This window comes from Stutzerimonas kunmingensis (assembly GCF_014764705.1).
Taxonomy (GTDB): Bacteria; Pseudomonadota; Gammaproteobacteria; order Pseudomonadales; family Pseudomonadaceae; genus Stutzerimonas.
In genome coordinates this window covers 18899-44103 of the sequence record NZ_JACXXG010000011.1, presented here as the reverse complement: position 1 = coordinate 44103, position 25205 = coordinate 18899, and the positions used below count along the sequence as shown (strand labels likewise).

General features: G+C 60.8%; 22 protein-coding genes. 19 read left to right on the top strand and 3 right to left on the bottom strand.

Features of this window, described 5'->3' with window-relative positions; all coding sequences use genetic code 11:
* The first annotated feature begins 183 nt into the window (after positions 1 to 183).
* The 11 genes from IEG05_RS10890 (at position 184) to htpG (ending at position 14989) form a co-directional block, all read left to right on the top strand.
* Positions 184 to 3015 (top strand): 2-oxoglutarate dehydrogenase E1 component, encoded by a 2832-nt coding sequence (locus IEG05_RS10890; protein ID WP_191122039.1) that lies wholly within the window; start codon positions 184 to 186, stop codon positions 3013 to 3015.
* Between the two features lie 69 nt (positions 3016 to 3084).
* Positions 3085 to 4305 carry a 2-oxoglutarate dehydrogenase complex dihydrolipoyllysine-residue succinyltransferase gene (gene odhB, locus IEG05_RS10885; protein WP_191122038.1) on the top strand — a complete coding sequence of 407 codons (1221 nt, stop codon included), beginning with the start codon at positions 3085 to 3087 and terminating at the stop codon, positions 4303 to 4305.
* A gap of 95 nt (positions 4306 to 4400) precedes the next feature.
* Positions 4401 to 5837 (top strand): dihydrolipoyl dehydrogenase, encoded by a 1437-nt coding sequence (lpdA, locus tag IEG05_RS10880; protein ID WP_041014095.1) that lies wholly within the window; start codon positions 4401 to 4403, stop codon positions 5835 to 5837.
* Positions 5838 to 6029: 192 nt separating this feature from the next.
* A complete protein-coding gene (sucC, locus tag IEG05_RS10875) occupies positions 6030 to 7196 on the top strand; it encodes an ADP-forming succinate--CoA ligase subunit beta (protein ID WP_045666739.1) in 1167 nt (388 codons plus the stop codon).
* Positions 7196 to 8080, top strand: a complete 885-nt coding sequence (gene sucD, locus IEG05_RS10870; RefSeq protein ID WP_014820473.1) for a succinate--CoA ligase subunit alpha — start codon at positions 7196 to 7198, stop codon at positions 8078 to 8080. Before sucC ends, sucD begins: the two co-directional genes overlap by 1 nt.
* Positions 8081 to 8531: 451 nt before the next feature.
* Positions 8532 to 9851 (top strand): branched-chain amino acid transport system II carrier protein, encoded by a 1320-nt coding sequence (gene brnQ / locus IEG05_RS10865; protein ID WP_045666738.1) that lies wholly within the window; start codon positions 8532 to 8534, stop codon positions 9849 to 9851.
* A gap of 121 nt (positions 9852 to 9972) precedes the next feature.
* Positions 9973 to 10698, top strand: coding sequence for a DUF599 domain-containing protein (locus tag IEG05_RS10860; protein WP_014820471.1), 726 nt, complete (start codon positions 9973 to 9975; stop codon positions 10696 to 10698).
* 57 nt (positions 10699 to 10755) lie between these two features.
* On the top strand, positions 10756 to 11217 hold the full coding sequence (locus tag IEG05_RS10855) for a PaaI family thioesterase (protein WP_191122037.1): 462 nt from the start codon (positions 10756 to 10758) through the stop codon (positions 11215 to 11217).
* Entirely contained in the window at positions 11214 to 11657 is a 444-nt protein-coding gene (locus tag IEG05_RS10850; protein ID WP_014820469.1) for a PaaI family thioesterase, read from the top strand. The genes IEG05_RS10855 and IEG05_RS10850 overlap by 4 nt, the downstream gene beginning before the upstream one ends.
* A 65-nt stretch (positions 11658 to 11722) precedes the next feature.
* Entirely contained in the window at positions 11723 to 12964 is a 1242-nt protein-coding gene (locus IEG05_RS10845; protein ID WP_191122036.1) for an MFS transporter, read from the top strand.
* Between the two features lie 120 nt (positions 12965 to 13084).
* Positions 13085 to 14989: a molecular chaperone HtpG gene (htpG, locus tag IEG05_RS10840; protein ID WP_191122035.1), complete on the top strand. Its 1905-nt coding sequence runs from the start codon at positions 13085 to 13087 to the stop codon at positions 14987 to 14989.
* 61 nt (positions 14990 to 15050) lie between these two features.
* Here htpG and IEG05_RS10835 read toward each other — a convergent pair whose 3' ends face one another.
* On the bottom strand, positions 15051 to 15485 hold the full coding sequence (locus IEG05_RS10835; RefSeq protein ID WP_090519747.1) for an OsmC family protein: 435 nt from the start codon (positions 15483 to 15485) through the stop codon (positions 15051 to 15053).
* Positions 15486 to 15715: 230 nt separating this feature from the next.
* Between IEG05_RS10835 and IEG05_RS10830 the strand changes: the two genes are divergently transcribed.
* The 4 genes from IEG05_RS10830 (at position 15716) to sstT (ending at position 20479) form a co-directional block, all read left to right on the top strand.
* Positions 15716 to 16741: an amidohydrolase family protein gene (locus tag IEG05_RS10830; protein ID WP_191122034.1), complete on the top strand. Its 1026-nt coding sequence runs from the start codon at positions 15716 to 15718 to the stop codon at positions 16739 to 16741.
* Positions 16742 to 16807: 66 nt separating this feature from the next.
* On the top strand, positions 16808 to 17275 hold the full coding sequence (locus tag IEG05_RS10825) for a DUF3859 domain-containing protein (protein WP_046620173.1): 468 nt from the start codon (positions 16808 to 16810) through the stop codon (positions 17273 to 17275).
* A 164-nt stretch (positions 17276 to 17439) separates the two neighbouring features.
* Positions 17440 to 19065, top strand: a complete 1626-nt coding sequence (locus IEG05_RS10820) for a methyl-accepting chemotaxis protein (protein ID WP_046620176.1) — start codon at positions 17440 to 17442, stop codon at positions 19063 to 19065.
* Between the two features lie 175 nt (positions 19066 to 19240).
* Entirely contained in the window at positions 19241 to 20479 is a 1239-nt protein-coding gene (gene sstT / locus IEG05_RS10815; protein ID WP_191122033.1) for a serine/threonine transporter SstT, read from the top strand.
* Positions 20480 to 20542: 63 nt separating this feature from the next.
* Here sstT and fabB read toward each other — a convergent pair whose 3' ends face one another.
* Positions 20543 to 21760 carry a beta-ketoacyl-ACP synthase I gene (gene fabB / locus IEG05_RS10810; protein WP_046620178.1) on the bottom strand — a complete coding sequence of 406 codons (1218 nt, stop codon included), beginning with the start codon at positions 21758 to 21760 and terminating at the stop codon, positions 20543 to 20545.
* Positions 21761 to 21771: 11 nt separating this feature from the next.
* Positions 21772 to 22287, bottom strand: a complete 516-nt coding sequence (gene fabA / locus IEG05_RS10805; protein ID WP_003285418.1) for a 3-hydroxyacyl-[acyl-carrier-protein] dehydratase FabA — start codon at positions 22285 to 22287, stop codon at positions 21772 to 21774.
* A gap of 430 nt (positions 22288 to 22717) precedes the next feature.
* On the opposite strand from fabA, the gene IEG05_RS10800 reads away from it, so the two are divergent.
* From IEG05_RS10800 to IEG05_RS10785, 4 genes are all read left to right on the top strand, one after another.
* Positions 22718 to 23740, top strand: a complete 1023-nt coding sequence (locus tag IEG05_RS10800; protein WP_046620206.1) for an NAD(P)H-dependent glycerol-3-phosphate dehydrogenase — start codon at positions 22718 to 22720, stop codon at positions 23738 to 23740.
* Positions 23741 to 23761: 21 nt separating this feature from the next.
* The gene (locus IEG05_RS10795) at positions 23762 to 24118 is read left to right on the top strand and encodes a DUF4389 domain-containing protein (protein WP_046620179.1); all 357 of its coding nucleotides are present in this window, start codon (positions 23762 to 23764) and stop codon (positions 24116 to 24118) included.
* Positions 24115 to 24573 carry a phosphohistidine phosphatase SixA gene (gene sixA / locus IEG05_RS10790; RefSeq protein ID WP_044314285.1) on the top strand — a complete coding sequence of 153 codons (459 nt, stop codon included), beginning with the start codon at positions 24115 to 24117 and terminating at the stop codon, positions 24571 to 24573. The genes IEG05_RS10795 and sixA overlap by 4 nt, the downstream gene beginning before the upstream one ends.
* 79 nt (positions 24574 to 24652) lie before the next feature.
* The gene (locus IEG05_RS10785) at positions 24653 to 25096 is read left to right on the top strand and encodes a hotdog fold thioesterase (RefSeq protein ID WP_044314286.1); all 444 of its coding nucleotides are present in this window, start codon (positions 24653 to 24655) and stop codon (positions 25094 to 25096) included.
* The last annotated feature ends 109 nt before the right edge of the window (positions 25097 to 25205 follow it).

Here is a 25205-nt window from a genome sequence, read left to right as displayed (position 1 = left end):
ATCCCAGCTCACAAAGCCGGGATTCCACTCTGAAAATTTGATGACCAGCAGGAGCACCCGGCTTGTGCCCGGGAACTATCTGCGCGGTCCGTAGTGGCTTTACCTGAGTCGCTGCTTCAGAACTTGGGAAGTCATGCTGCGGTTTCCACGCTGGTGGTGTCTCCTTATCGAAGGTGACCAGACATGCAAGAAAGCGTAATGCAGCGCATGTGGGACAGTGCCCACCTATCCGGTGGTAACGCTGCCTATGTGGAAGAGCTTTATGAGCTCTACCTGCACGATCCCAACGCTGTGCCCGAAGAGTGGCGCACTTACTTCCAGAAGTTGCCCTCCGGTGGCAGCACTTCAGCCGATGTATCGCACTCGACGATTCGCGACCACTTCGTCCTGCTGGGCAAGAACCAGCGTCGTGCTCAGCCTGTGTCCGCAGGCAGCGTCAGCAGTGAGCATGAAAAGAAGCAGATCGAAGTCCTGCGTCTGATCCAGGCCTACCGTGTGCGCGGCCATCAGGCAGCACAGCTCGATCCGCTTGGCCTGCAACAGCGCACCGTTCCTGCCGATCTGGCGATCAACAACTACGGTCTGACCGACGCCGACCTCGACACCGTGTTCCGCACCGCTGATCTTGCGATGGTCAACGGCCAGGCCACTCTGCGCGAAATCCTGCAGGCGTTGCAAGAAACCTATTGCCGCACCATCGGCGCCGAGTACATGCACATTGTCGATTCCGAGCAGCGCAGCTGGTTCGTTCAGCGCCTGGAAAGCGTGCGTGGCCGTCCGGACTTCTCGCCGGAGATCAAGAGCCATCTGCTCGAGCGGCTGACCGCCGCCGAAGGCCTGGAAAAGTACCTGGGTACCAAGTATCCGGGCACCAAGCGTTTCGGTCTCGAAGGTGGCGAGAGCCTGATCCCACTGCTTGATGAGATCATTCAGCGATCCGGTTCGTACGGCACCAAGGAAATCGTCATCGGCATGGCCCACCGTGGTCGTCTGAACGTGCTGGTCAATACCTTCGGCAAGAACCCGCGCGACCTTTTCGACGAGTTCGAAGGTAAGAAGGTCGAGGGGCTAAGTTCGGGTGACGTCAAGTATCACCAGGGCTTCTCCTCCAACGTGATGACCCCGGGTGGCGAAATTCACCTGGCCATGGCGTTCAACCCGTCCCACCTCGAAATCGTTTCCCCGGTAGTCGAGGGTTCGGTGCGGGCTCGTCAGGATCGTCGTTGTGATCCTATCGGCGACAAGGTGCTTCCGGTAACCATCCACGGTGATGCTGCTGTAGCCGGTCAGGGCGTGGTGATGGAAACCTTCCAGATGTCGCAGACACGCGCCTATCGTACGGGTGGCACCATTCGTATCGTGGTCAACAACCAGGTCGGCTTCACCACCAACAAGCAGGAAGATGCTCGTTCCACCGAGTACGCGACCGATGTGGCGAAGATGATCCAGGCGCCGATCTTCCATGTGAACGCAGACGATCCCGAGGCGGTGCTGTTCGTCACCCAGCTCGCTATCGACTATCGGATGCAGTTCAAGCGCGACATCGTCATCGACCTGATCTGCTACCGCCGTCGTGGTCACAACGAAGCGGACGAGCCGAGCGGCACCCAGCCGCTGATGTATCAGAAGATCGCCAAGCAGCGCACCACTCGTGAGCTGTATGCCGATTCGCTGATCCAGTCCAAAGTGCTGGACGACGAGCGTGTTCAGGCCAAGATCGATGAGTACCGCACGGCACTCGACAATGGGCTGCACGTAGTCAAGAGCCTGGTCAAGGAGCCGAACAAGGAGCTCTTCGTCGACTGGCGTCCGTATCTGGGCCATGCCTGGACTGCACGTCATGACACCAGCTTCGATCTGAAAACCTTGCAGGATCTATCCAACAAGCTGCTGCAGACGCCGGAAGGCTTCGTGGTGCAGCGTCAGGTCTCGAAGATCCTCGAAGATCGCCAGAAGATGGGCGCAGGCGCGCTGGCCATCAACTGGGGCTACGCGGAAGTCATGGCGTACGCCACGCTGCTGTTCGAAGGTCATCCGGTACGTATCTCCGGTCAGGACGTCGGCCGCGGCACCTTCTCGCATCGCCATGCTGCGCTGCATAACCAGAAGGATGGCAGCACCTACGTTCCGCTGCAGCACCTCTATGAAGGTCAGCCGCGTTTCGATCTGTACGACTCGTTCCTCTCCGAGGAAGCGGTTCTGGCCTTCGAGTACGGTTACGCCACCACCATGCCCAATGCGCTTGTCGTGTGGGAAGCGCAATTCGGCGACTTCGCCAACGGCGCCCAGGTAGTGATCGACCAGTTCATCACGAGCGGTGAGCACAAGTGGGGTCGCCTGTGTGGCCTGACCATGCTGTTGCCACATGGCTATGAGGGGCAGGGCCCGGAACACTCGTCCGCTCGTCTGGAGCGTTACCTGCAGCTGTGCGCCGAGCACAATATCCAGGTTTGCGTGCCGACGACTCCGGCGCAGGTCTACCACATGCTGCGTCGCCAGGCGATTCGCCCGCTGCGCAAGCCGCTGGTTGCGCTGACACCCAAGTCGCTGCTGCGTCATAAGCTTGCGACCTCGACACTGGAAGAGCTCACCCAGGGTTCCTTCCAGACCGTTATCCCGGAAGTCGACGCGATCGATCCGGCGAAGGTCGAGCGTGTAATCATGTGTAGCGGCAAGGTCTACTATGACCTGCTGGACAAGCGTCGTGCCGAAGGCCGCGAAGATATCGCCATCGTGCGTATCGAGCAGCTGTATCCGTTCCCGGAAGAGGATCTGGCCGAGGCGCTCTCGCCTTACCAGAATCTCAAGCACATCGTCTGGTGCCAGGAAGAGCCGATGAACCAGGGTGCCTGGTACTGCAGCCAGCATCACATGCGCCGTGTGGCCACCGCACACAAGAAGGAACTGTTCCTTCAGTACGCGGGTCGTGATGCTTCAGCGGCGCCGGCGGTCGGTTACGCCTCCATGCATGCCGAACAGCAGGAAAAACTGCTGCAGGACGCCTTCACCGTTTAACCATTTCGTGCAAGGGGCCGCGATATCGCGGCCTCGATGTAGAAACCGAATCAATAGGACCCCTGAATAATGGCTATCGAGATCAAAGCCCCTACATTCCCGGAATCGGTTGCCGACGGCACCGTTGCCACCTGGCACAAGCAGCCGGGCGACGCGGTCAAGCGTGATGAGCTGATCGTCGACATCGAAACCGACAAGGTGGTGATGGAAGTGCTCGCCGAAGCTGACGGCGTGCTGACCGAGATCGTCAAAAACGAAGGCGACACCGTGCTGAGCGGCGAACTGCTCGGCAAGCTGGAGGCGGGAGCTACTGCCGCCGCCGCACCTGCCCCGGCTGCTGCGCCGGCTCAAGCTGCTGCCCCGGCTGCTGCTGCCCCGTCCGGTGAAGAGCCGATCCTGGCTCCTGCTGCGCGCAAGATGGCTGAAGAGAACGGCATCGATCCGAACAGCATCGCCGGTACCGGTAAAGACGGCCGTGTGACCAAGGAAGATGTAGTTGCCGCCGTCGAAGCCAAAAAATCCGCTCCGGCTGCTGCTGCCAAGCCGGCTGCTCCGGCTGCATCCGCTCCGATCTTCGCCGAGGGCGATCGTGTCGAGAAGCGCGTTCCGATGACCCGCCTGCGTGCAAAGGTCGCCGAGCGTCTGGTCGAAGCGCAATCCTCCATGGCGATGCTGACTACGTTCAACGAAGTCAACATGAAACCGATCATGGAGCTGCGTTCCAAGTACAAGGATCTGTTCGAGAAGACTCACAACGGCGTGCGCCTGGGCTTCATGTCCTTCTTCGTCAAGGCCGCGGTCGAAGCACTCAAGCGCCAGCCGGGCGTCAATGCTTCCATCGATGGCAACGACATCGTCTACCACGGTTATCAGGATATCGGGGTCGCCGTTTCCAGCGACCGCGGTCTGGTGGTTCCGGTTCTGCGCAACGCCGAGCACATGAGCCTGGCCGAGATCGAGGGCGGCATCAACAACTTCGGCAAGAAGGCCAAGGCTGGCAAGCTGACCATCGAAGAGATGACTGGCGGCACCTTCACCATCTCCAATGGTGGTGTGTTTGGTTCGCTGCTGTCGACGCCGATCGTTAACCCGCCTCAGACCGCCATCCTCGGTATGCACAAGATCCAGGAACGCCCGATGGCCGTTAACGGTCAAGTGGTCATCCTGCCGATGATGTACCTGGCGCTGTCCTATGACCATCGCTTGATCGACGGCAAGGAAGCGGTGACCTTCCTGGTTACCATGAAGGACCTGCTGGAAGACCCGGCCCGTCTGCTGCTGGATATCTGATAGAAACGTCACGGGCTGCAGCTGGCAGGTCAGGTGAAAGCCGGTCGTGCTACCTGCAGCCTTTGGCTTTTAGCTGCTTTTGAAGAGGATTCGTAATGAGCCAGAAATTCGACGTCGTCGTCATCGGTGCCGGCCCTGGCGGCTATGTGGCCGCCATTCGTGCAGCCCAGCTGGGTCTGAAGACCGCATGTATCGAAAAATACCAGGGCAAGGATGGTAAGACCGCTCTGGGCGGCACCTGCCTGAACGTAGGTTGCATTCCTTCCAAGGCGCTGCTGGACAGCTCCTACAAGTTTCATGAAGCCCACGAGAGCTTCAAGGTTCATGGCATCAGCACTGGCGAAGTGGCCATGGACGTTCCGACCATGGTCGCGCGCAAGGACCAGATCGTTAAGAACCTTACCGGTGGGGTTTCGGCTCTGCTGAAGGCCAACGGTGTGACCGTATTCGAAGGCCACGGCAAGCTGCTGGCCGGCAAGCAGGTTGAAGTGACCGGCCTGGACGGCAACGTGCAGACCTTGGCTGCCGAGAACGTCATCCTTGCCTCCGGCTCGACTCCGGTAAACATTCCGCCGGCGCCGGTCGATCAGAACGTCATCGTCGACTCCACCGGCGCACTGGACTTTCAGAGCGTTCCGGGCAAGCTCGGCGTCATCGGTGCCGGCGTGATCGGCCTCGAGCTGGGTTCGGTCTGGGCGCGCCTCGGCGCGGAAGTGACCGTTATCGAAGCCATGGAAAAGTTCCTGCCGGCTGCCGATGAGCAGATCTCCAAGGAAGCGTTCAAAGTCCTCTCCAAGCAGGGTCTGAAGATTCTGCTGGGCGCTCGTCTGACCGGTTCGGAAGTGAAGGGCGATCAAGTGACCGTCAACTTCACCAGCGCTGAAGGCGAGCAGCAGATGACCTTCGACAAGTTGATCGTCGCAGTGGGCCGTCGTCCTGTCACCTCCGAGCTGCTGGCGGCTGACGCCGGCGTCGATATGGACGAGCGCGGTTTCATCTTCGTTGACGACTACTGCGCCACCAGCGTTCCCGGCGTCTACGCCATCGGTGACGTAGTTCGCGGCGCCATGCTGGCCCACAAGGCCTCGGAAGAGGGCGTGATGGTTGCCGAGCGTATCGCTGGTCACAAGACCCAGATGAACTATGACCTGGTTCCGTCGGTCATCTACACTCACCCGGAAATCGCATGGGTCGGCAAGTCCGAGCAGGCGCTCAAGGCTGAAGGCGTTGAAGTTAATGTCGGCACCTTCCCGTTCGCGGCCAGCGGACGTGCCATGGCGGCCAACGATACCGCCGGCCTGGTCAAGGTCATCGCCGATGCCAAGACCGACCGCGTGCTGGGCGTTCACGTCATGGGCCCAAGCGCTGCCGAGCTGGTTCAGCAAGGCGCGATCGGCATGGAATTCGGTACCAGTGCCGAAGACCTGGGCATGATGGTGTTCTCGCACCCGACGATGTCCGAAGCGCTGCATGAAGCGGCCCTGGCAGTGAATGGCCACGCCATCCACATTGCCAATCGCAAGAAGCGCTAATCGGTTTCGTGCTGTACCCGGGCCCGACGTATCTGTGGATACGCCGGGCCTTTTGCAAACTGCAGATTCGAAAAGGATTGCAGGTCGCTGAGAGGTATCGTGAATTCGCAGATAGTTTTCAGCGACTTGTGAGGGGGCACGGCGGCTCGTCGTGCCGTAAATGCGCCAATACCAAACCAGACGGTAGAAAGCATGAATCTTCACGAGTACCAAGGTAAACAACTGTTCGCTGAATACGGTCTGCCCGTGTCCAAGGGTTACGCAGTCGATAGCCCGAAGGAAGCAGCGGAAGCCTGCGACAAGATCGGCGGCACGCAATGGGTGGTCAAAGCCCAGGTGCATGCAGGCGGACGTGGCAAGGCCGGTGGCGTAAAGCTGGTTCGCAGCAAGGATGAAGCCCGGGCGTTTGCCCAGCAGTGGCTAGACAAGCGTCTGGTGACCTATCAGACCGATGCCAATGGTCAGCCGGTAAGCAAGATCCTTGTCGAGGCTTGCACCGATATCGACAAGGAACTCTATCTGGGCGCCGTGGTTGATCGCGCCAGCCGCCGGGTCGTGTTCATGGCTTCCACCGAAGGTGGCGTGGACATTGAAAAAGTCGCTCACGACACGCCGGAGAAAATCCTCAAGGCCACCATCGACCCGCTGGTCGGTGCACAGCCGTTCCAGGCGCGCGAGCTGGCATTCCAGCTGGGTCTGAAGGGCGATCAGGTCAAGCAGTTCGTCCATATCTTCGTCGGCCTCGCGCAGCTGTTCCAGGACTATGATCTGGCCCTGCTCGAGGTGAACCCGCTGGTGATCAAGAAGGACGGCAACCTGCACTGCCTGGATGCCAAGATCAACATAGATAGCAACGCCATCTACCGTCAGCCCAAACTGCGCGACATGGCCGATCCGTCCCAGGACGATCCGCGTGAATCCCATGCGGCCAAGTGGGAGCTGAATTACGTGGCGCTCGACGGCAACATTGGCTGCATGGTCAATGGTGCGGGCCTGGCCATGGGCACCATGGATATCGTCAACCTGCATGGCGGTGCGCCGGCGAACTTCCTCGACGTGGGCGGTGGTGCCACCGAGGAACGCGTGACCGAAGCGTTCAAGATCATTCTCTCCGATAGCAATGTCGCGGCCGTTCTGGTGAACATCTTCGGCGGCATCGTGCGATGCGACATGATCGCCGAAGGCATCATCGGTGCCGTTCGCGAAGTGGGCGTCAAGGTGCCCGTGGTGGTTCGCCTGGAAGGCAATAACGCCGACTTGGGGGCCAAGATGCTGAGTGAAAGCGGTCTGAACATCATCGGTGCGAGCAGCCTGACCGATGCGGCCATTCAGGTTGTCAAAGCCGCGGAGGGCAAGTAATGAGCGTATTGATCAACAAGGACACCAAGGTCATTTGCCAGGGCTTCACCGGCTCGCAAGGTACCTTCCACTCCGAGCAGGCCATTGCCTACGGCACGAAGATGGTCGGCGGCGTCACGCCGGGCAAGGGCGGCACCATGCACCTCGGTCTGCCGGTATTCAACACCGTTCGGGAGGCCGTCGAGACCACCGGTGCTGACGCCTCGGTGATCTACGTGCCTGCGCCGTTCTGCAAGGACTCGATCCTCGAAGCGGCTTTCGGTGGGATCAAGCTCATCGTTTGCATCACCGAAGGCATTCCGACACTGGATATGCTCGAGGTTAAGATCAAGTGCGACGAACTGGGTGTGCGCCTGATCGGGCCGAACTGCCCGGGTGTGATCACGCCGGGTGAGTGCAAGATCGGCATTCAGCCTGGGCACATCCATATGCCCGGCAAGGTCGGCATCGTCTCGCGCTCCGGCACGCTGACCTACGAAGCCGTGAAGCAGACCACCGACGCCGGTTTCGGCCAGTCGACCTGTGTTGGCATCGGTGGTGACCCTATTCCGGGCTCGACCTTCATCGATATCCTCAAGCTGTTCCAGGATGATCCGCAGACCGAGGCCATCGTCATGATCGGCGAGATCGGCGGTTCGGCCGAGGAAGAAGCGGCGGCCTTCATCAAGGCCAACGTGACCAAGCCAGTCGTTTCCTACATCGCGGGTGTCACGGCTCCGGCTGGCAAGCGGATGGGGCACGCCGGCGCGATCATTTCTGGCGGCAAGGGAACGGCGGAAGAGAAATTCGCTGCCCTGCAGGACGCCGGTGTGAAGACCGTTCGCTCGCTCGCCGATATCGGCAAGGCGCTGGCGGAGGTGACTGGCTGGGAAATGAAGGCCTGATGTAACGCCCGCCCGGCTGCAGCCGGGCGTTCGAGTTGCTCAGTCTTCGCATGCCCCGAGGCAGACCTGACGGTTCTGCCTCGGGGCTTTCAGCTTTGGGTTTGGTAACGTTGCAGCTTCAATCGCTGCTTGGTCCCGCCCTTCCATCTATCACGCGTTGAGCGCTTCAACCCTGAGGCGCGACGTTTTTCGCGGCCAATGCTGACGCTCCGGTCAGCATCCATCGCCGCATCGTGGCATCATTGCCGCTCATTCATACGCTTGTTCGGTCCACAAGAGCGACAGCGTGCAACGAAGGATTCGGCCCAACCGGCTGAATGACGTTTCCCCTTATCCCTGAAGGAAACCCGTAATCCCATCATTCAGGCCAATATGAACCGCTGACCCGTCGCGCTCGTGGCATGTGCGTCGCGTTCATTTAAGCCGTCATCCATTTGGTAGTTTTTTCCGCATGAATCGTTTGAAAGGTTTTGACCTGCTGGCTCTTGGCTTCATGACATTTGCGTTGTTCCTTGGCGCCGGCAACATCATCTTCCCGCCCAGCGCCGGTATGGCGTCGGGCGAGTTTATCTGGCAGGCGGCACTGGGCTTCTTGCTGACCGGTGTCGGGTTGCCGCTGCTGACCGTCGTCGCGCTGGCGCGAGTGGGTGGGGGCATGGACCGTTTGACCGCACCGCTCGGCAAGGTCGCTGGTACGGTGCTGGCGGTGGCCGTCTACCTGGCGATCGGTCCGCTGTTCGCGACTCCGCGCACCGCCGTCGTTTCGTTCGAGATGGGCATTGCGCCATTCAGCGGTAACGCCGGCATGCCGCTATTCATCTACACGCTGGTGTTCTTCGCGGCCATGCTGTTCCTGGTGCTGAACCCCGGTCAGCTGGTCAACCGTATCGGCAAGTTCATTACGCCGGTGCTGCTGGCGGCACTGCTGGTACTCGGTGGTGCGGCGATTTTCGCCCCGGCGGGAGAGGTCGGTGCTGCGAGTGAGAGTTATCGTGCGTCGCCGCTGATCAAGGGTTTTCTCGAAGGCTATCTGACCATGGATACGCTCGGCGCCCTGGTGTTCGGCATCGTGATCGCCACGGCCATTCGCGACCGTGGTGTCACCGAGCCCGCGCTGGTTACCCGTTACTCGATGATTGCCGGCGTGATTGCTGCGGTCGGGCTGTCGTTGGTCTATCTCGCTCTGTTCTATCTTGGTGCTACCAGCCAGGGCATCGCCGCCGGTGCGGAGAACGGCGTGCAGATTCTGACGACCTACGTGCAACACACGTTCGGCACGCCGGGCAGCCTGCTGCTCGCAGTAGTCATCACGCTGGCCTGCCTGACCACGGCGGTCGGCCTGACCACGGCCTGTGGCGAGTTCTTCAGCGCATTGCTGCCGGTTTCCTATCGCACAGTGGTGGTCGTTTTCGCTCTGTTCAGCCTGCTGGTGGCCAACCAGGGTCTGACGCAGTTGATCAGTGTGTCGGTGCCAGTCTTGGTGGGCCTTTACCCGCTGGCCATCGTCCTGGTTGCTCTGAGCTTGCTGGATCGCTTCTGGGTTTCGCCCTCGCGGGTGTTCGTGCCGGTCATGGCGGTGACGCTGATCTTCGGCGTTGTCGATGGACTTGCCGCCGCGGGCTTCACCGACTGGGTTCCGGTGCTGTTCACGCAGTTGCCATTGGCCGATCAGAGCATGGGCTGGCTGGTTCCGGTTCTGGTGATGCTGGTGTTTGCAGTCGTCACTGATCGCCTGCTCAGTCGCGCCGATCAGGCGCAACATCACGCCTGACTTGTTCTCGCGCTGCGCCGCGGCTGACGATAGATCGGTCGCGGGGGTAGCGCTGACATTAGGCGCAAGCTTCGGCGACGCGGTGCTGGCTATAATCGCGTGATGTCTCCGAGGGCGCGCCATGACGTTATCCGATTCAACCCTGCCGCATCTGATCGCCGTGCTCTGGTTCATCGTCTGTTGGGCTGGATACACCCGCTACGCGAGCTGGCGCGGTCGGGATACGGCTTGTCTGGCGAGTGTGTTGCACCTCTATCGGCAGGACTGGATGCAACGCCTGCTGTTGCGTGACAACCGTATCGCCGATGCCAACGTGATCGGCAATCTGGAGCGCAACGCATCGTTCTTTGCATCTAGCACGCTGATCATCCTTGCCGGCATCCTGACCGCGTTGGGTGCATCCGATCGAGCGGTTTCGCTACTGGCCGACCTGCCATTTGCGCAACCGGTCAGCCGCGGTCTTTCGGAAGTCAAACTGCTGTGTCTGGCGGTCGTCTTCGTCTATGCGTTCTTCACCTTCAGCTGGTGCATGCGCCAGTACAACTTCGCCGCGGTACTGGTTGCTTCGGCGCCGATGGTGGGCGAGCGCAACGTCAGTGATCAGGAGCGCAGAGCTTTCGCCGAGCGTGCGGCGCGGGTCCTGTCCATGGCGGCCAACCAGTTCAACTTCGGCTTGCGCGCCTATTACTTCGGCATGGCCACCTTGGCCTGGTTCGTTCACCCCTGGTTCTTCATGTTGGTCACCACAGGCGTGGTGCTGATCCTCTATCGCCGCGAATTCCACTCGGACGTGCTCGGGGTGATGGTATTCACGCCAACTTCCCCGGCCGAAATGCCCAAGGAATAGGGCGCGTGCATGGCAAGGCGGTATCATGCGCGCCTTGAGCATCCCCCGAGAATTCGAATGAGCGATAGCCAGATACTCGAGCGCACCCAGCGCTTCTTGTCCTTTCTGCGACACTGTCAGGTGCTGGGGCTTACAGTCGAGCATGCCGACAGCCGCGGCCTTACCCTGCGCCTTCCATACAGCGAGAAGATCATCGGAAACCCGGAAACCGGCGGAGTCCATGGCGGCGCGATCACCACGCTAATGGACACCACCTGCGGCATTTCAACGGCCTGCGCCCTGTCGGAGCTGGAAGTTTGCCCGACGCTCGATCTGCGAGTCGACTACATGCATCCCGCCGAGGCCGGACACGATATCTTCGGCTTCGCCGAGTGCTACCGCGTCACCCCAACGGTCATCTTTACTCGTGGCGTCGCCTATCAGCGCGACATCAACGAACCGATCGCTCATGTGGTAGGCACCTTCATGCGCATGGGCAAGGCTGCACCGACAGCCATGGGTAAGGAGGGCGGCGCATGAGCGATCTCAACCTCAACGAGCTGGTCCAGCATGCACACGCCAACAACGATTACGACTCGCTGATCAAACTGGTGCCGTACGCCAAGCTGATCGGCATCGAGTGCCTGCGGCTCGGTGACGAAATGGTTTTTCGCCTGCCGCAGAACGAGGACAACATCGGCAATCCGCTACCGGCCATTCACGGCGGGGTCATCGCAGGCTTCATGGAGCACGCGGCGATGCTGCATCTGCTGATGTTCATGGGCGCGCCACATTTGCCCAAAATCATCGACTTCTCGATAGATTATCTACGCGCCGGTCACTATCGTGACACCTTTGCCGCCTGCCAGGTCTGGCGCCAGGGCCGCAGGGTCGCCAATGTCGCGATCACCGCCTGGCAGACCCATCAGGCCGAGCCCATCGCCACCGCCCGCTGCCATTTCAAGATCGACGAGCCCTGACGCATTCGTCAGGGTGGCGTTGCGGTGTGCGGCGTCACCTTGTGCGATTGCGTGAAGGAACTCGAATGGAAGCACTTCTGATCCTCGGCGGCTTGCTGCTGATTCTTGCTGGCGCCGTCTGGCTCATCAGCCTGGCATTCTCGACGAGCTTGCTCTGGGGCCTGGGTAGCCTGCTGCCTCCATTGACGTTGGCGTTCGTATTCAGTCACTGGCGCGTTGCGCGCAAGGCACTGATCCTGTCCTGTCTGGGTTTCATTCCGCTGATCGTGGGGCTGTCGCTGCTGGCCAGTCGCGATGCCGAGCGGCTGGAGGCGATTTTCAGTCTGCGTTGGCTGCCAACTCAGGTCGAGCCGGATCTTGCCATGGGGGTGCGCGGGGAATTGAACGGACGTCGATTCGCGCCGCAACAGGGTGAGCTCATAAATGGCGTACTGAATCTGCGTGAGGGGAAGGGCTTCTTCGCTCGCCAGGAGGTGACGATTCGCTTGCGCGAACCGATCGAGGGTGCGTTGCGCATCGACGTTCTGCCCGATGACATCGGCGCATTGCCTGAGGTCGAAATCGCCTGGCTGAACCCCGATCAGGAGCTGCCGGAGACGCGACGCCTCGATCGCGGTTACACGTTGCATCTTGATCTGCAACCGGTGGCGCCGAACAAGCTGCGTGGCGATTTCCATCTCGTGCTGCCGCCACAGTTCGACACCAGCATCACCGGCGTCATCGAGCTGTACACCGATCGCCTGCGCTACCTGAACGGTCAGGTCGACCGCCGCCATGATTCGCGGGACACCCTGGCCTTCGTGATCGAGGACTACCTGCAGCGTCGTCACGCGAGCCGGGACGTCGCTTTGCAATCGACGCCCGTCGTCACGTTGCCGGCCGAAGAGTTGGAGGTTGAGGTCCAGGCTCAGGTGAAGGGCGAGATGCAGGCGTTCACGCTCCCCCTGGCAAAGAACGAGCAGGGCTGGCACGTCAGGGGCGATGACTATCCGCCCCTGACCGAACCTGCGGTGGAGACACCTGTAACGACGATCAAGGCGGCTGAGCCCGTTGCTGCGACGGTGCCGCAAAGCAGTCTGGATCGGCGACTGCGCTTCTCGATGGAGCAGGTCCTGCGCACGCCTGACCGCTATCAGCACCTGTTGATGCGCGCGCACACCGAGCGCGGCGGTGTTGCAGAAGGGCGCTTCGCTGGTCTGGATAGCGAGGGCAATCTGATCATCAGGCGGGTCATCAGCGGCCCAGGCGAAGCGACCTATCACCTGGCTCCCGGGGAGATCGTGCTGCTCGAACTCGTTGACCCTTGACTGGACTGGCCGGCGTTGCGACGCGTCGGCTGCCCTTGAAAATCATCGCCACGCCCCCATCTGCCAGACATCGCCGCAACCGCGGTCCGTGCCATTACGCTGATGTGGAGTTTGTAGACGATGAGTGTGGAGACTCAAAAAGAAACCCTGGGCTTCCAGACCGAAGTGAAGCAGCTGCTTCATCTGATGATCCATTCGCTGTATTCCAACAAGGAAATCTTCCTTCGCGAGCTGATTTCCAACGCCTCCGATGCCGCCGACAAGCTGCGCTTCGAAGCGCTGGCCAAGCCGGAGCTGCTTGAGGGTGGCGCTGATCTGAAGATTCGCCTCAGCTTTGACAAGGATGCCAATACCGTCACCCTGGAAGACAACGGCATCGGCATGAACCGCGATGACGTGATCGCGCATCTGGGTACCATCGCCAAGTCTGGTACTGCCGACTTCCTGAAAAATCTCTCTGGCGACCAGAAGAAGGATTCGCACCTGATCGGTCAGTTCGGTGTGGGCTTCTATTCGGCGTTCATCGTCGCCGACAAGGTCGACGTCTACAGCCGCCGCGCCGGTACCCCGGCCAGCGAAGGGGTGCATTGGTCGTCGAAGGGCGAGGGCGAATTCGAAGTCGCCACCATCGACAAGGCCGAACGCGGCACCCGCATCGTCCTGCACCTGAAGAAGGGCGAAGAAGAGTTTGCCGATGGCTGGCGCCTGCGCAACATCGTCAAGAAGTACTCCGATCACATCGCGCTGCCGATCGAGTTGCCTAAAGAGTTCCACGGCGAGGAGAAGGACAAGCCGGCCGAGCAGGAGTGGGAGACGGTCAACCGCGCCAGCGCTCTCTGGACCCGTCCGCGCACCGAGGTGAAGGACGAGGAGTATCAGGAGTTCTACAAGCACGTCGCTCACGACTTCGACAACCCTCTGTCCTGGAGCCACAACAAGGTCGAGGGCAAACTCGAGTACACCTCGCTGCTCTATGTGCCCGGCCGTGCGCCATTCGATCTGTATCACCGCGAGGCGCCGAAGGGCCTGAAGCTTTACGTCCAGCGCGTCTTCATCATGGATCAGGCGGACGAGTTCCTGCCGCTGTACCTGCGCTTCGTCAAGGGCGTGGTCGATTCCAACGACCTGTCGCTCAATGTGTCCCGCGAAATCCTGCAGAAGGATCCGGTCATCGATTCGATGAAGTCGGCGCTGACCAAGCGCGTGCTGGACATGTTGGAGAAGCTGGCCAAGGACAAGCCCGAGGACTACAAGAAGTTCTGGTCGCAGTTCGGCCAGGTGCTCAAGGAAGGTCCGGCGGAAGATTTTGCCAACAAGGAGAAAATTGCCAGCCTGCTGCGTTTCGCTTCCACCAGCGACGCGTCGGGCGAGCAGTCGGTTTCGCTGACCGATTACCTGTCGCGCATGAAGGAAGGTCATGACAAGGTTTACTACCTGACTGGCGAAAGCTACGCGCAGGTCAAGAACAGCCCGCACCTGGAAGTCTTCCGCAAGAAAGGCGTCGAGGTACTGCTGCTCACTGATCGTATCGACGAATGGCTGATGAGCTACCTGACCGAGTTCGACGGCAAGCAGTTCGCCGATGTTGTGCGCGGCGACCTGGATCTGGGCAAGCTGGATTCCGAAGAGGACAAGAAGGCTCAGGAAGAAATCGCCAAGACCAAGGAAGGGCTGATCGAGCGCCTGAAGGGCGCGCTGGGTGATGAAGTCGCCGAGGTGCGCGTCTCCCATCGTCTGACCGACTCGCCGGCGATTCTCGCCATTGGCGAGCAGGACCTGGGCCTGCAGATGCGGCAGATTCTCGAGGCAAGCGGGCAGAAGGTGCGAGAGTCCAAGCCGATCTTCGAGATCAACCCGCAGCATCCGCTGATCGAAAAGCTCGATGCCGAGCTGGACGAGGATCGCTTCGCGGATCTGTCGCACATCCTGTTCGACCAGGCTGCGCTGGCGGCGGGGGATAGCCTGAAGGATCCCGCTGCTTACGTGCAGCGTCTGAACAAACTGCTGGTCGAACTATCGGCCTGATCCCAGGCAGCGATGTACGAACGGCCCGTCAAGTGACGGGCCGTTTTCGTTTCGGGTTGCTTCAGAGCAGGACGCTGATCAGACGAGTGCCGTGGGTGAGATTGTCGGCTACCGGGCAACGCTGCTCGATCTGCTCCAGCAATGCCTGCTTGCCGGCCCGATCCAGATCCGCGTCGATGTCCACCTTAATGCGCAACTCCTGAAAGCCCGGCCGTACAGCAGGATCGCGTCCGAGCAGTCCGGTGGGATCGTAATCGGCTTCGATCTCGAAGCGCATGCCGCGCAGTTCGATCTTCTGCTGGTGAGCGATGAAGCGGCCGATGGTGCCGAAACATCCGGCCACTGCCGCCAGAATGGCTTCCAGCGGCGTCGGGCCGAGGTCCTGGCCCGCCGCGCTCTTTGGCTGGTCCATGATCAGGCGGTGGTTGCCGCATTGCACCTCGATTGCCATTCCGGCATTCAATGTTCCGTGCGCGCTGATGGTTTTCATTGCCATGCGATGGGTCCTTTTGTGAGGCGGAAGAAAAGCAGCGCGCAGTGAGGTAGCGGCTGCGCGGCTGTGGTGATCATGAGACTAGTTTGATGGCGATGGATGGTCGTTGATTTCAGTCAAATACTGTGGGGGGTATGCCTCGGCTGAGCTTCTGGTCGTGTCCCGCAGCACGGCAAAGCTGAACGGGTAGCCCTCCTGGCGGTCTACTCGCTGGCTGTCAGGAGGACCGAGCTTTGTACATTTTCAGAATATTTTCCGTTGTAGCCCTCGTTACGTTGTCGTCCGTCGCGGTAGGGGAAGGGCGTAACTATCGTTACAGCGATGCGCATCTGCACTATGTGGATTTTTTCCAGGAAACCGATGGCATGCAAAATCTGCTTGCAGCGATGGACGCGGGCAGCATCGATCACGTGATGATCAGCGGCATTCCGGTGGCGAAGAAATGGCACGAGAACGAGCCCAAGCGGCCTCGCTACTACGCAGGTGACGATGCGCCGGTGTACTGGTACAGCGCGACCGACGTGCTGGTCGCCGCAGCGCTGGAAGATCTGGATGAGGAGCAGCGCAAGCGCTTCCATCCGTTTCTTTCCGGCTTCAACCCTAACGACAAGAACGCCGACGCGCATATCCGCCGCATGCTGGAGCTGAACCCGGGCCTCTGGCAGGGTCTGGGGGAGGTATTCACCCGACACGATGACGTGACCGCGTTGACCGAGGGCGACACCCCGCGGGCCAATAACGAGGCGCTGGCCAGGGTCTATCACCTGGCGGCGGAGTTCGATCTGCCGGTGATGCTGCATTCCAACATCACCTCCAAGCGAGAGCGCAATCCGCTCTACCTGGTCGAGCTGGAGGAGCCGCTGCGCAATCATCCGCATACGCGCTTTATCTGGGCTCATGCCGGAACCAGCATGGAGCTGCACCGACACCAGGAGAAGCTTGAATTCCTGCACGATACGGTCAGCCGCCTGCTCGATGACTATCCGAATCTGTACATCGACCTTTCCTGGACCATGTTGCAACCTTATCTGCTGGACGAAGATAAGCGTCCCGACCCGAAGTGGGTCGCGCTGGTGAAGCGGCATCCCAAGCGCTTCGTGATCGGCTCGGACGTGGTCGGCCATTTCGATAATCTGGCGACCGGCATGCACGCCTTCGCTCCCTTCCTTGATGCACTTCCAGCCTCCGTAGCGCAAGGCGTGGCGCGAGATAACTTTCTCGCGCTGCTCCCCCGCAAGCGTCAGGCTGAGCTACGTTGAGCGTCATGAGACTGTAATCGGGGCGTCATAACCTGCCTGCTTCGCAAACAGGAAGGAGCAGGTTCCATGTCGTTCACTCGTTGGGCGTTCGTCGCCATGGTACTGGGTGTGAGTTCGCCCGCAGCGCTGGCTCAGGTCGAGGTCGTCGGCGCCGTGGAGTACGGCGTGTTCGAAACCGTCAAAGAGGATTTCGAGCCAGGCGAGCGCGTGCTGACTCGTCGTGACCAGCCCATTCGCCAGACGACAGAGGTGCCGGCGCGACTCGGAAGCAAGTTCGGCCTGCGCTATCGCCTAGCCGGCAAGCGCGAAGCCGATGCGCCGTTGACCTTGCTATACCTGACGCCAGGTGTGGTAACACCCGATGGCAAGCGGCATGACAAGTTCGAGGTCGTGCAAGCGCTGGTGTCGGGCGCCGAAACGGACGTGATGGCGTTCGAATTCACCGAGCCCCATGAGATTGTGGCTGGCCGATGGCATTTGATGGTGTTCCAGGGGGACCGCAAGTTGGCCGAGCAGGCATTCGACGTGCGGTGATGGCCATCCTGTCCGGTTCTGCTGGCCATTCGAACCGTTAGTCGGTGTGGGGGGCGCGAGAGGCAAAAAGTTGGCGCCAAAGTTCAAGTGATTGGCCAGGCCTTCCGATAACGGAACAAGTCACGGTTTGTGGCTGTTCCGTTTTTCATGGAGAAGGTAGTCCCATGTCCATTCGCTCGCTCACTATTGGTAAACGCTCAACACTGGGTTTCGGCCTGATTGGCCTGCTCGTCCTCTTCCTCGGCCTGTTCGCACTGAACCAGATGGCCAACATGCGCAACGAGAGCAAGGAGGTCGATGAGAACTGGCTACCCAGCATCATGGCGCTCAGTGAACTTAACGTCACGGTCATGCGCATTCGAGCCAATACCCTGCGTCTGGCTCTGGCTGAAGAGTCGCAGATGGTGCAGGACACCGCCCAGCGCTTGACCCAGATGCGCAGCGAAGTGGCTCAACGTGATGCCAATTACGCCAAGCGAGTAACTACGGCCAAAGAACGTGCTGCGTATGAACGTTTCAAGCAGAGCTTCGAACAGTACTTGCTGCTTCAGCAACGTGTCGTCGAGCATGTGGTCCGCGGTGAGCGCGCCCAGGCCGTGACGATAATCAACGGCGAAATCAATGGGCACGCGGATAACGTGACTGCGTCACTGAACCAGCTCCTTACCATCAACAGCGAGGAAGCCGGCGGGGCGGCGGATCGCGCGTCCGCACAATACGACACGGCGTTCAGCTGGGTGGTAGCGACGCTGGTGTTCGCTGCCGCTATCACCGTTACGCTGGCCTGGGTGTTCACCCGCAGCGTCGTGGGCCCGCTGGGAACTGCTGTTTCGGTAGCCGAGCGTATCGCTGGTGGTGATCTGACCGGCGATTTTTTGGTCGAGGGCAAGGACGAGCCGGCCCGCCTGCTGACATCACTGAAAGCCATGCAGGCCAATCTGCGCTCGACCATTCAGGGCATCGCCGACTCGTCCAATCAGCTTGCCTCGGCAGCCGAGGAGCTCAACGCGGTCACCGAAGACTCCACCCGCGGCCTGCACCAGCAGAACCACGAGATCGAACAAGCGGCTGCCGCCGTGAATGAGATGACCGCAGCCGTAGACGAAGTGGCGCGCAACGCGGTGGCTACCTCCGAGGCCTCCCAGGACTCCAACGACACCGCACAGCGCGGGCGCAAGCAGGTGCTGCAGACAGTCGAGTCGATCAATCTGCTGGCGAGCGACGTGACCAACACCGCCGGAGAAGTGGAGCATCTGGCTGGTCAGGTGCGGGACATCAGCAAGGTGCTGGAAGTGATCCGCTCGATTGCCGAACAGACCAATCTGCTCGCGCTGAACGCCGCGATCGAGGCGGCTCGGGCTGGCGACGCCGGCCGCGGCTTTGCGGTGGTGGCCGACGAGGTACGTGCCTTGGCGCATCGTACCCAGCAGTCCACCGGTGAGATCGAGCAGATGATTGGCAGCGTGCATCAGGGCACGGACAAGGCCGTGTACGCGATGCAATCGAGCAACGAGCGTGCCCGTACTACGTTGGAAATGGCTCGGGCAGCCGGCGAAGCCCTTGATGGCATCACCTCGGCGATCAGCCAGATCAGCGAGCGTAACCTGGTGATTGCCAGCGCCTCAGAAGAACAGGCTCAGGTCGCGCGGGAAGTGGATCGGAATCTGGTTAATATCCGTGACCTCTCGCTGCAGTCCTCGGCAGGTGCCAATCAGACGAGCGCGGCAAGCCAGGAACTGGCTCGCTTGGCCATCGACCTGAACGGTCTGGTAGCGCGCTTTCAGGTGTGACATGCGCTAGCCGCAATGGCGCCTTCCCGCCGTCTGTGGGCGCTTCAGCAGCCTCCCGTGCCCCCGTGACAGCACAACGCTGGGCATGGGCGGGAGAGCGGCGTACCATCCGGCGTTTTTCCATGGCAGGCACGGGCTGTTTCGGGCCGTACCTGCCGAGCTGCGAGATGCGCCCATGTCCGATATGCCTCGATTCATTCGCTTCATCAGCCGTACCAGCCTCGTTGCCCAGATCGTCGTGGGCCTGGTGGCTGGCGCCTTGCTTGCGCTACTGCTGCCTGGCGCAGCAAAATCCGTAGCTCTTCTCGGTGATCTGTTCGTGCAGGCGCTCAAAGCGGTAGCACCGATTCTGGTGTTCGTGTTGGTGACCTCTTCACTGGCCAACCACAAGCGCGGCCAGCCGACCCACATCCGCCCCATCATCTTGTTGTACGCGCTCGGCACGCTGAGTGCGGCGGCCGTTGCCGTGCTGGCGAGCTTCATATTTCCAACCACGCTTACGCTGGTCAGCGGTGCTGCGGATGTAACGCCGCCGTCGGGCGTGGGGGCCGTATTGCAGACGCTGCTGTTCAATATCACGGCTAACCCGGTGCAGGCGCTGCTCGACGGCAACTTCATCGGCATCCTGGCCTGGGCTATCGGACTTGGCTTCGCCTTCCGTCATGCGCAGGAGAGCACCCGGCATCTGATCAGTGACCTTTCCGATGGCGTCACCTTGATCGTCAAGGTGGTCATCCGCTTCGCCCCGCTGGGGGTATTCGGGCTGGTAGCCGGCACGTTGGCCGATTCGGGCTTCGACGTGCTGCTGGGCTACATGCGGTTGTTGCTGGTGCTGGTCGGCGCGATGCTGTTCATGGCGTTGGTGATGAATCCGCTGATCGTGTTCTGGCAGATCCGTCGCAACCCGTATCCGCTGGTATTCGCCTGCCTGCGAGAAAGCGGTATCACGGCGTTCTTCACGCGCAGTTCTGCCGCGAACATTCCGGTGAACATGCAGCTCTGCCAGCGGCTCGGGCTACACAAGGACACCTATTCGGTATCCATTCCGCTCGGGGCGACGATCAACATGGGCGGCGCGGCGATCACCATCACGGTGCTCACCCTGGCGGCGGTCAACACTCTGGGTATCGAGGTGGATATCGCCACGGCGGTGCTGCTCAGCCTTCTGGCTGCGGTATGTGCCTGCGGTGCGTCGGGTGTCGCCGGTGGTTCGCTGCTGCTCATTCCGCTGGCGTGCAGCCTGTTTGGCATCTCCAATGACCTGGCGATGCAGGTGGTGGCTGTCGGCTTCATCATCGGGGTCGTCCAGGACTCGGCGGAAACCGCGCTCAACTCCTCTACCGATGTGTTGTTCACCGCCGCTTCATGTATTGCCCATGGCGATATCGATGGGGGCGCCGAGCGCCGGGTGTGACGGCGTTAGGTGGAAACAAAAAACGGCGCCCTAGGGCGCCGTTCTTGTTTGTCGCTAGTCGATTCAGCCTTTGTAACGGCGCAGCACCAGCGTAGCGTTGGTGCCACCGAAGCCGAAGCTGTTGCTCATCACGGTGTCGAGCTGCACGTTCTCGCGGGTTTCGTGAAGAATCGGCATGTCGGCGACTTCCGGATCCAGCTCGTCGATGTTGGCCGAGCCGGCAATGAAGCTGCCTTCCATCATCAACATCGAGTAGATCGCTTCGTGAACGCCAGCGGCGCCCAGAGAGTGACCGGACAGGCTCTTGGTCGAGCTGATGGTCGGGATCTTGTCGCCGAACATGTTTCGCACGGCCTTGATCTCGGCCACGTCGCCTACCGGCGTGGAGGTGCCGTGGGTGTTGAGGTAGTCGATGGTGGTATCGACGGTGGACATCGCCTGCTGCATGCAGCGCAGGGCGCCTTCGCCACTCGGGGCGACCATGTCGTAGCCGTCGGAAGTGGCGCCGTAGCCGACGATTTCCGCGTAGATCTTGGCGCCGCGCTTGAGGGCGTGCTCCAGCTCTTCGACCACCACCATGCCGCCGCCGCCTGCAATTACGAAACCGTCACGCTTGGCATCGTAGGCGCGGGAGGCTTTCTCCGGCGTATCGTTGTACTGGCTGGACAGCGCACCCATGGCGTCGAACAGGCAGCTCTGGCTGTAATGCTCTTCCTCGCCGCCACCGGCGAAGACCACATCCTGCTTGCCCATCTGGATCTGTTCCATGGCATGGCCGATGCAATGCGCGCTGGTGGCGCAGGCCGAAGCGATGGAGTAGTTGATGCCCTTGATGCGGAACGGCGTGGCCAGGCAGGCGGATACCGTGCTGCTCATGGTGCGCGGCACGCGATATGGGCCAATGCGCTTGACGCCCTTGTCACGCAGGATGTCGATGGCTTCCATCTGGTTGATGGTCGAAGCACCACCAGAGCCGGCCACCAGGCCGATGCGCGGGTTGGAGATGTCATCGAGGGTGAAGCCGGCGTCTTTCACGGCCTGCTCCATTGCCAGATAGGCGTAGGCGGCAGCGTCACCCATGAAGCGCAGGACCTTGCGGTCGATCAGTTCTTCGAGGTTCAGGTTGACGGAACCGGAAACCTGGCTGCGCAACCCCATGTCCGCGTAGGACTGGTTGAAGCGAATGCCGGGGCGGCCGGCGCGCAGGTTGCCGGAGACGGTCTCTTTGTCATTGCCCAGGCAAGAAACGATACCCAGGCCAGTGATCACGACGCGACGCATGCGGATGTCCTTCAAAAGCTGTCGGTAGAGGTGAACAGGCCGACGCGCAAGCCTTCGGCACTATAGATCTCGCGGCCATCAACGCTGACGGTGCCATCGGCAATGCCGAGAATCAGCGAGCGGTTGATGGTGCGCTTGATGTGAATGTTGTAGGTGACTTTCTTGGCGGTCGGCAGAACCTGACCGAAGAACTTCACTTCGCCGGAGCCGAGGGCACGGCCACGGCCGGGGTTGCCCTGCCAGCCGAGGTAGAAGCCGACCAGTTGCCACATAGCATCCAGGCCCAGGCAGCCGGGCATGACCGGATCGCCTTCGAAATGGCAAGCGAAGAACCAGAGATCAGGGTTGATGTCCAGTTCGGCGACCAGTTCGCCCTTGCCATACTTGCCGCCCACTTCACTGATGTGAACGATACGATCGACCATCAGCATGTTCGGCGCGGGCAGTTGCGCATTACCGGGACCGAAGAGTTCGCCGCGGCTGCAACGAAGCAGGTCTTCCCGAGTAAAGGCGTGTTGTTTGGTCATGCGTATTCCTCAATGGGCCCCTTGCGAAGGGCTTTGCTGCTTACATACCGGGCCAGAATTCAAGGCCTGATCATCAAGACTAGTCATAGACTGCCGCGTTGTGGCTAAAGTCACAGCCCGCCAACAGCGACGCCATTCAACCCGTACCTGCGGCTGAACGCGCAAAGACAGAATTGGGCGGCTACTTTAACACTCCTTAACGGCGAACGAGGACCTTGCGACAGCGTGTCCTCTATAGACAATCGTTGCAGTGACGGTTGCATGGCGTGAACGAATACCGATCCAAAGGCCCCCGGGAGGCTCTGGACTAGCCTTCGTGACGACTGTAACCAAATGATTTCACTGGGCCCCGTAGTTGCGCTGGCCGCTGTGAAGATGAAACGTATAATGCCCGGCACTGCCATTTCGGATGGCCAACAACGGATTCCACATGACACGACAGCAACCCATCGCGGTACTCGGCGGCGGCAGTTTCGGTACCGCGATTGCCAATCTGCTGGCCGAGAATGGTCACCACGTCCTGCTCTGGATGCGCGATGCGGAGCAGGCCGAAAGTATCCGGACGCTGCGACAGAACCCGCGCTATCTGAAAGGCGTCGAGATCCTTGCGCAGGTCGAGCCGACCATCAATCTCTCGTCGACCCTCGATGCCTGCGAGCTGATCTTCGTTGCGCTGCCGTCCAGCGCGCTGCGCCAGGCACTGCAGCCGTTCGCGGCGCAGCTCGGCGGCAAGATGCTGGTCAGTACCACCAAGGGCATCGAGGCTGACGGCTTCATGCTGATGAGCCAGATTCTCGAGCAGATCGCGCCGCAGGCGCGCATCGGCGTGTTGTCTGGCCCGAACCTGGCGCGTGAGGTGGCCGAGCACGCGCTGACCGCAACGGTCGTGGCAAGTCAGGACGAGGCGCTCTGCCGCAGCGTCCAGCAGGTGCTGCACGGCCGCACCTTCCGTGTCTATGCCAGCTCCGATCGCTTCGGCGTGGAGCTGGGCGGGGCATTGAAGAACGTCTACGCGATCATGGCGGGTATGGCCGCAGCTCTGGGCATGGGTGAGAACACCCGTAGCATGCTTATCACCCGCGCTCTTGCGGAAATGACTCGTTTCGCCGTGAAGCTGGGCGCCAATCCCATGACCTTTCTCGGGCTGGCAGGGGTTGGCGATCTGATCGTGACCTGCACCTCGCCCAAGAGTCGCAATTTCCAGGTGGGCTACGCCCTGGGCGAAGGCCTCAGCCTGGAGGAGGCGGTTTCCCGGCTGGGCGAGGTCGCGGAAGGCGTCAATACTATCAAGGTGCTCAAGTGCAAGGCCGAGGAGCTGCAGGTGTACATGCCGCTGGTCGCGGGTCTGCATGCCGTCCTGTTCGAGGGGCGTACGCTCGATCAGATCATCGGTGTGCTGATGCGTGGCGAGCCCAAGACCGATGTGGACTTCATTTCAACCGACGGTTTCTGAGCCGAGCGTAGGGGACATTCCATGAGTCAATCGAACCAGGCAACGGACCGGGAATCGCTGATCCTGCGAGCCGTCTGGATGCTGATCTTCTTCTTCGTCTGGCAATTGGCCGAACTGGCCCTGCTGGTGGTCGTGGTGCTGCAGCTGATAATGCGCCTGGTCAAGGGGGACCCGGACTCCAGCCTGCAGGGCTTTGGCGACAGCCTCAGCCAGTACATCGCGCAGATTGGCCGTTTCGCCACCTTCAATACCGAACGCAAGCCCTGGCCGCTTTCGGACTGGCCGACCCCGCGTCCGGCGGATGTCGAGCTGACCACCCCGGCTCCGCCCGTTGCGCCGAACGAGCCGAAGGACTCCCAGAAGGGGCCGACGGCATGAAGCTGTGGCTGCTACGACACGGCGAAGCCGAGCCCCGTGCACGCACCGATGCGGAGCGCAACCTGACCGAGGGAGGGCGCCGCGACGTGCGCCGCAGCGCCACCTTTCTTCGCGGCAAGCCGCTGAAGACGATTCTGGTCAGTCCGTTCCAGCGCGCGCAGCAGACTGCGGATGAGGTGCGCAAGGCTCTCGGCTTCGTCGGCCAGTGTGAGACGGTTGACTGGGCGACACCGGAATCCGATCTTGCCGAGGCATTGCGGCAGCTAGATCTGCGCGGCGAAAGCGATCTGCTACTGGTTACCCACCAGCCCTTCGTCGGCAATCTTGCCGGCTGGCTGGTGAACGGCAACTATGCGGAGCCTGTGCCGATGGCGACAGCGTCCCTGGCGGAGCTGGAGGGTGAGGCAATTGCCGGAGGGCTGATGCGGCTGGTGTCCTTGCGTCACGTTGGTTAGGGTTGACCGGTCCGCCAGGCTGTTTTGCTCACGGCGGCACATCAATCAAGAACAACAATAGACGTCAGGAGTATGCGCCTTGAGTATCTGGCACCGTCAGCCCAACCTGGAAGAGCTTCACAGTACCCGCAAGAACACCATCACCGAATTGCTGGACATCCGCTTCGAGACCTTCGATGACTCGTCCATCACCGCCAGCATGCCGGTCGATGCACGCACCCATCAGCCTTACGGCCTGCTACATGGCGGTGCCTCTGTAGTGCTGGCTGAAACCCTCGGTTCGATGGCCAGTTATCACTGCATCGACAGCAGCAAGTTCTATTGCGTTGGCCTCGAAGTGAACGCCAACCATCTGCGCGGTTTGCGCAGCGGACGCGTGACCGGCGTATGCCGGCCGGTGCACCTGGGACGTTCGACCCATGTCTGGGATATCCGTCTCAGCGGCGAGGACGGCAAGCCAAGCTGCATTTCACGTTTGACTGTCGCGATCGTGCCGCTGGAAAAAGGTGCTTCGGCGGGCTGACAGCAAACTTGGGACATTGCGGCCTGCTGATTGGCCTGAATGCCCTTCATTCGGCAGGGCTATGGCGATTGCCGCCTGCCGAGGCCTGCCAGACAATGAGGCTTCAGTC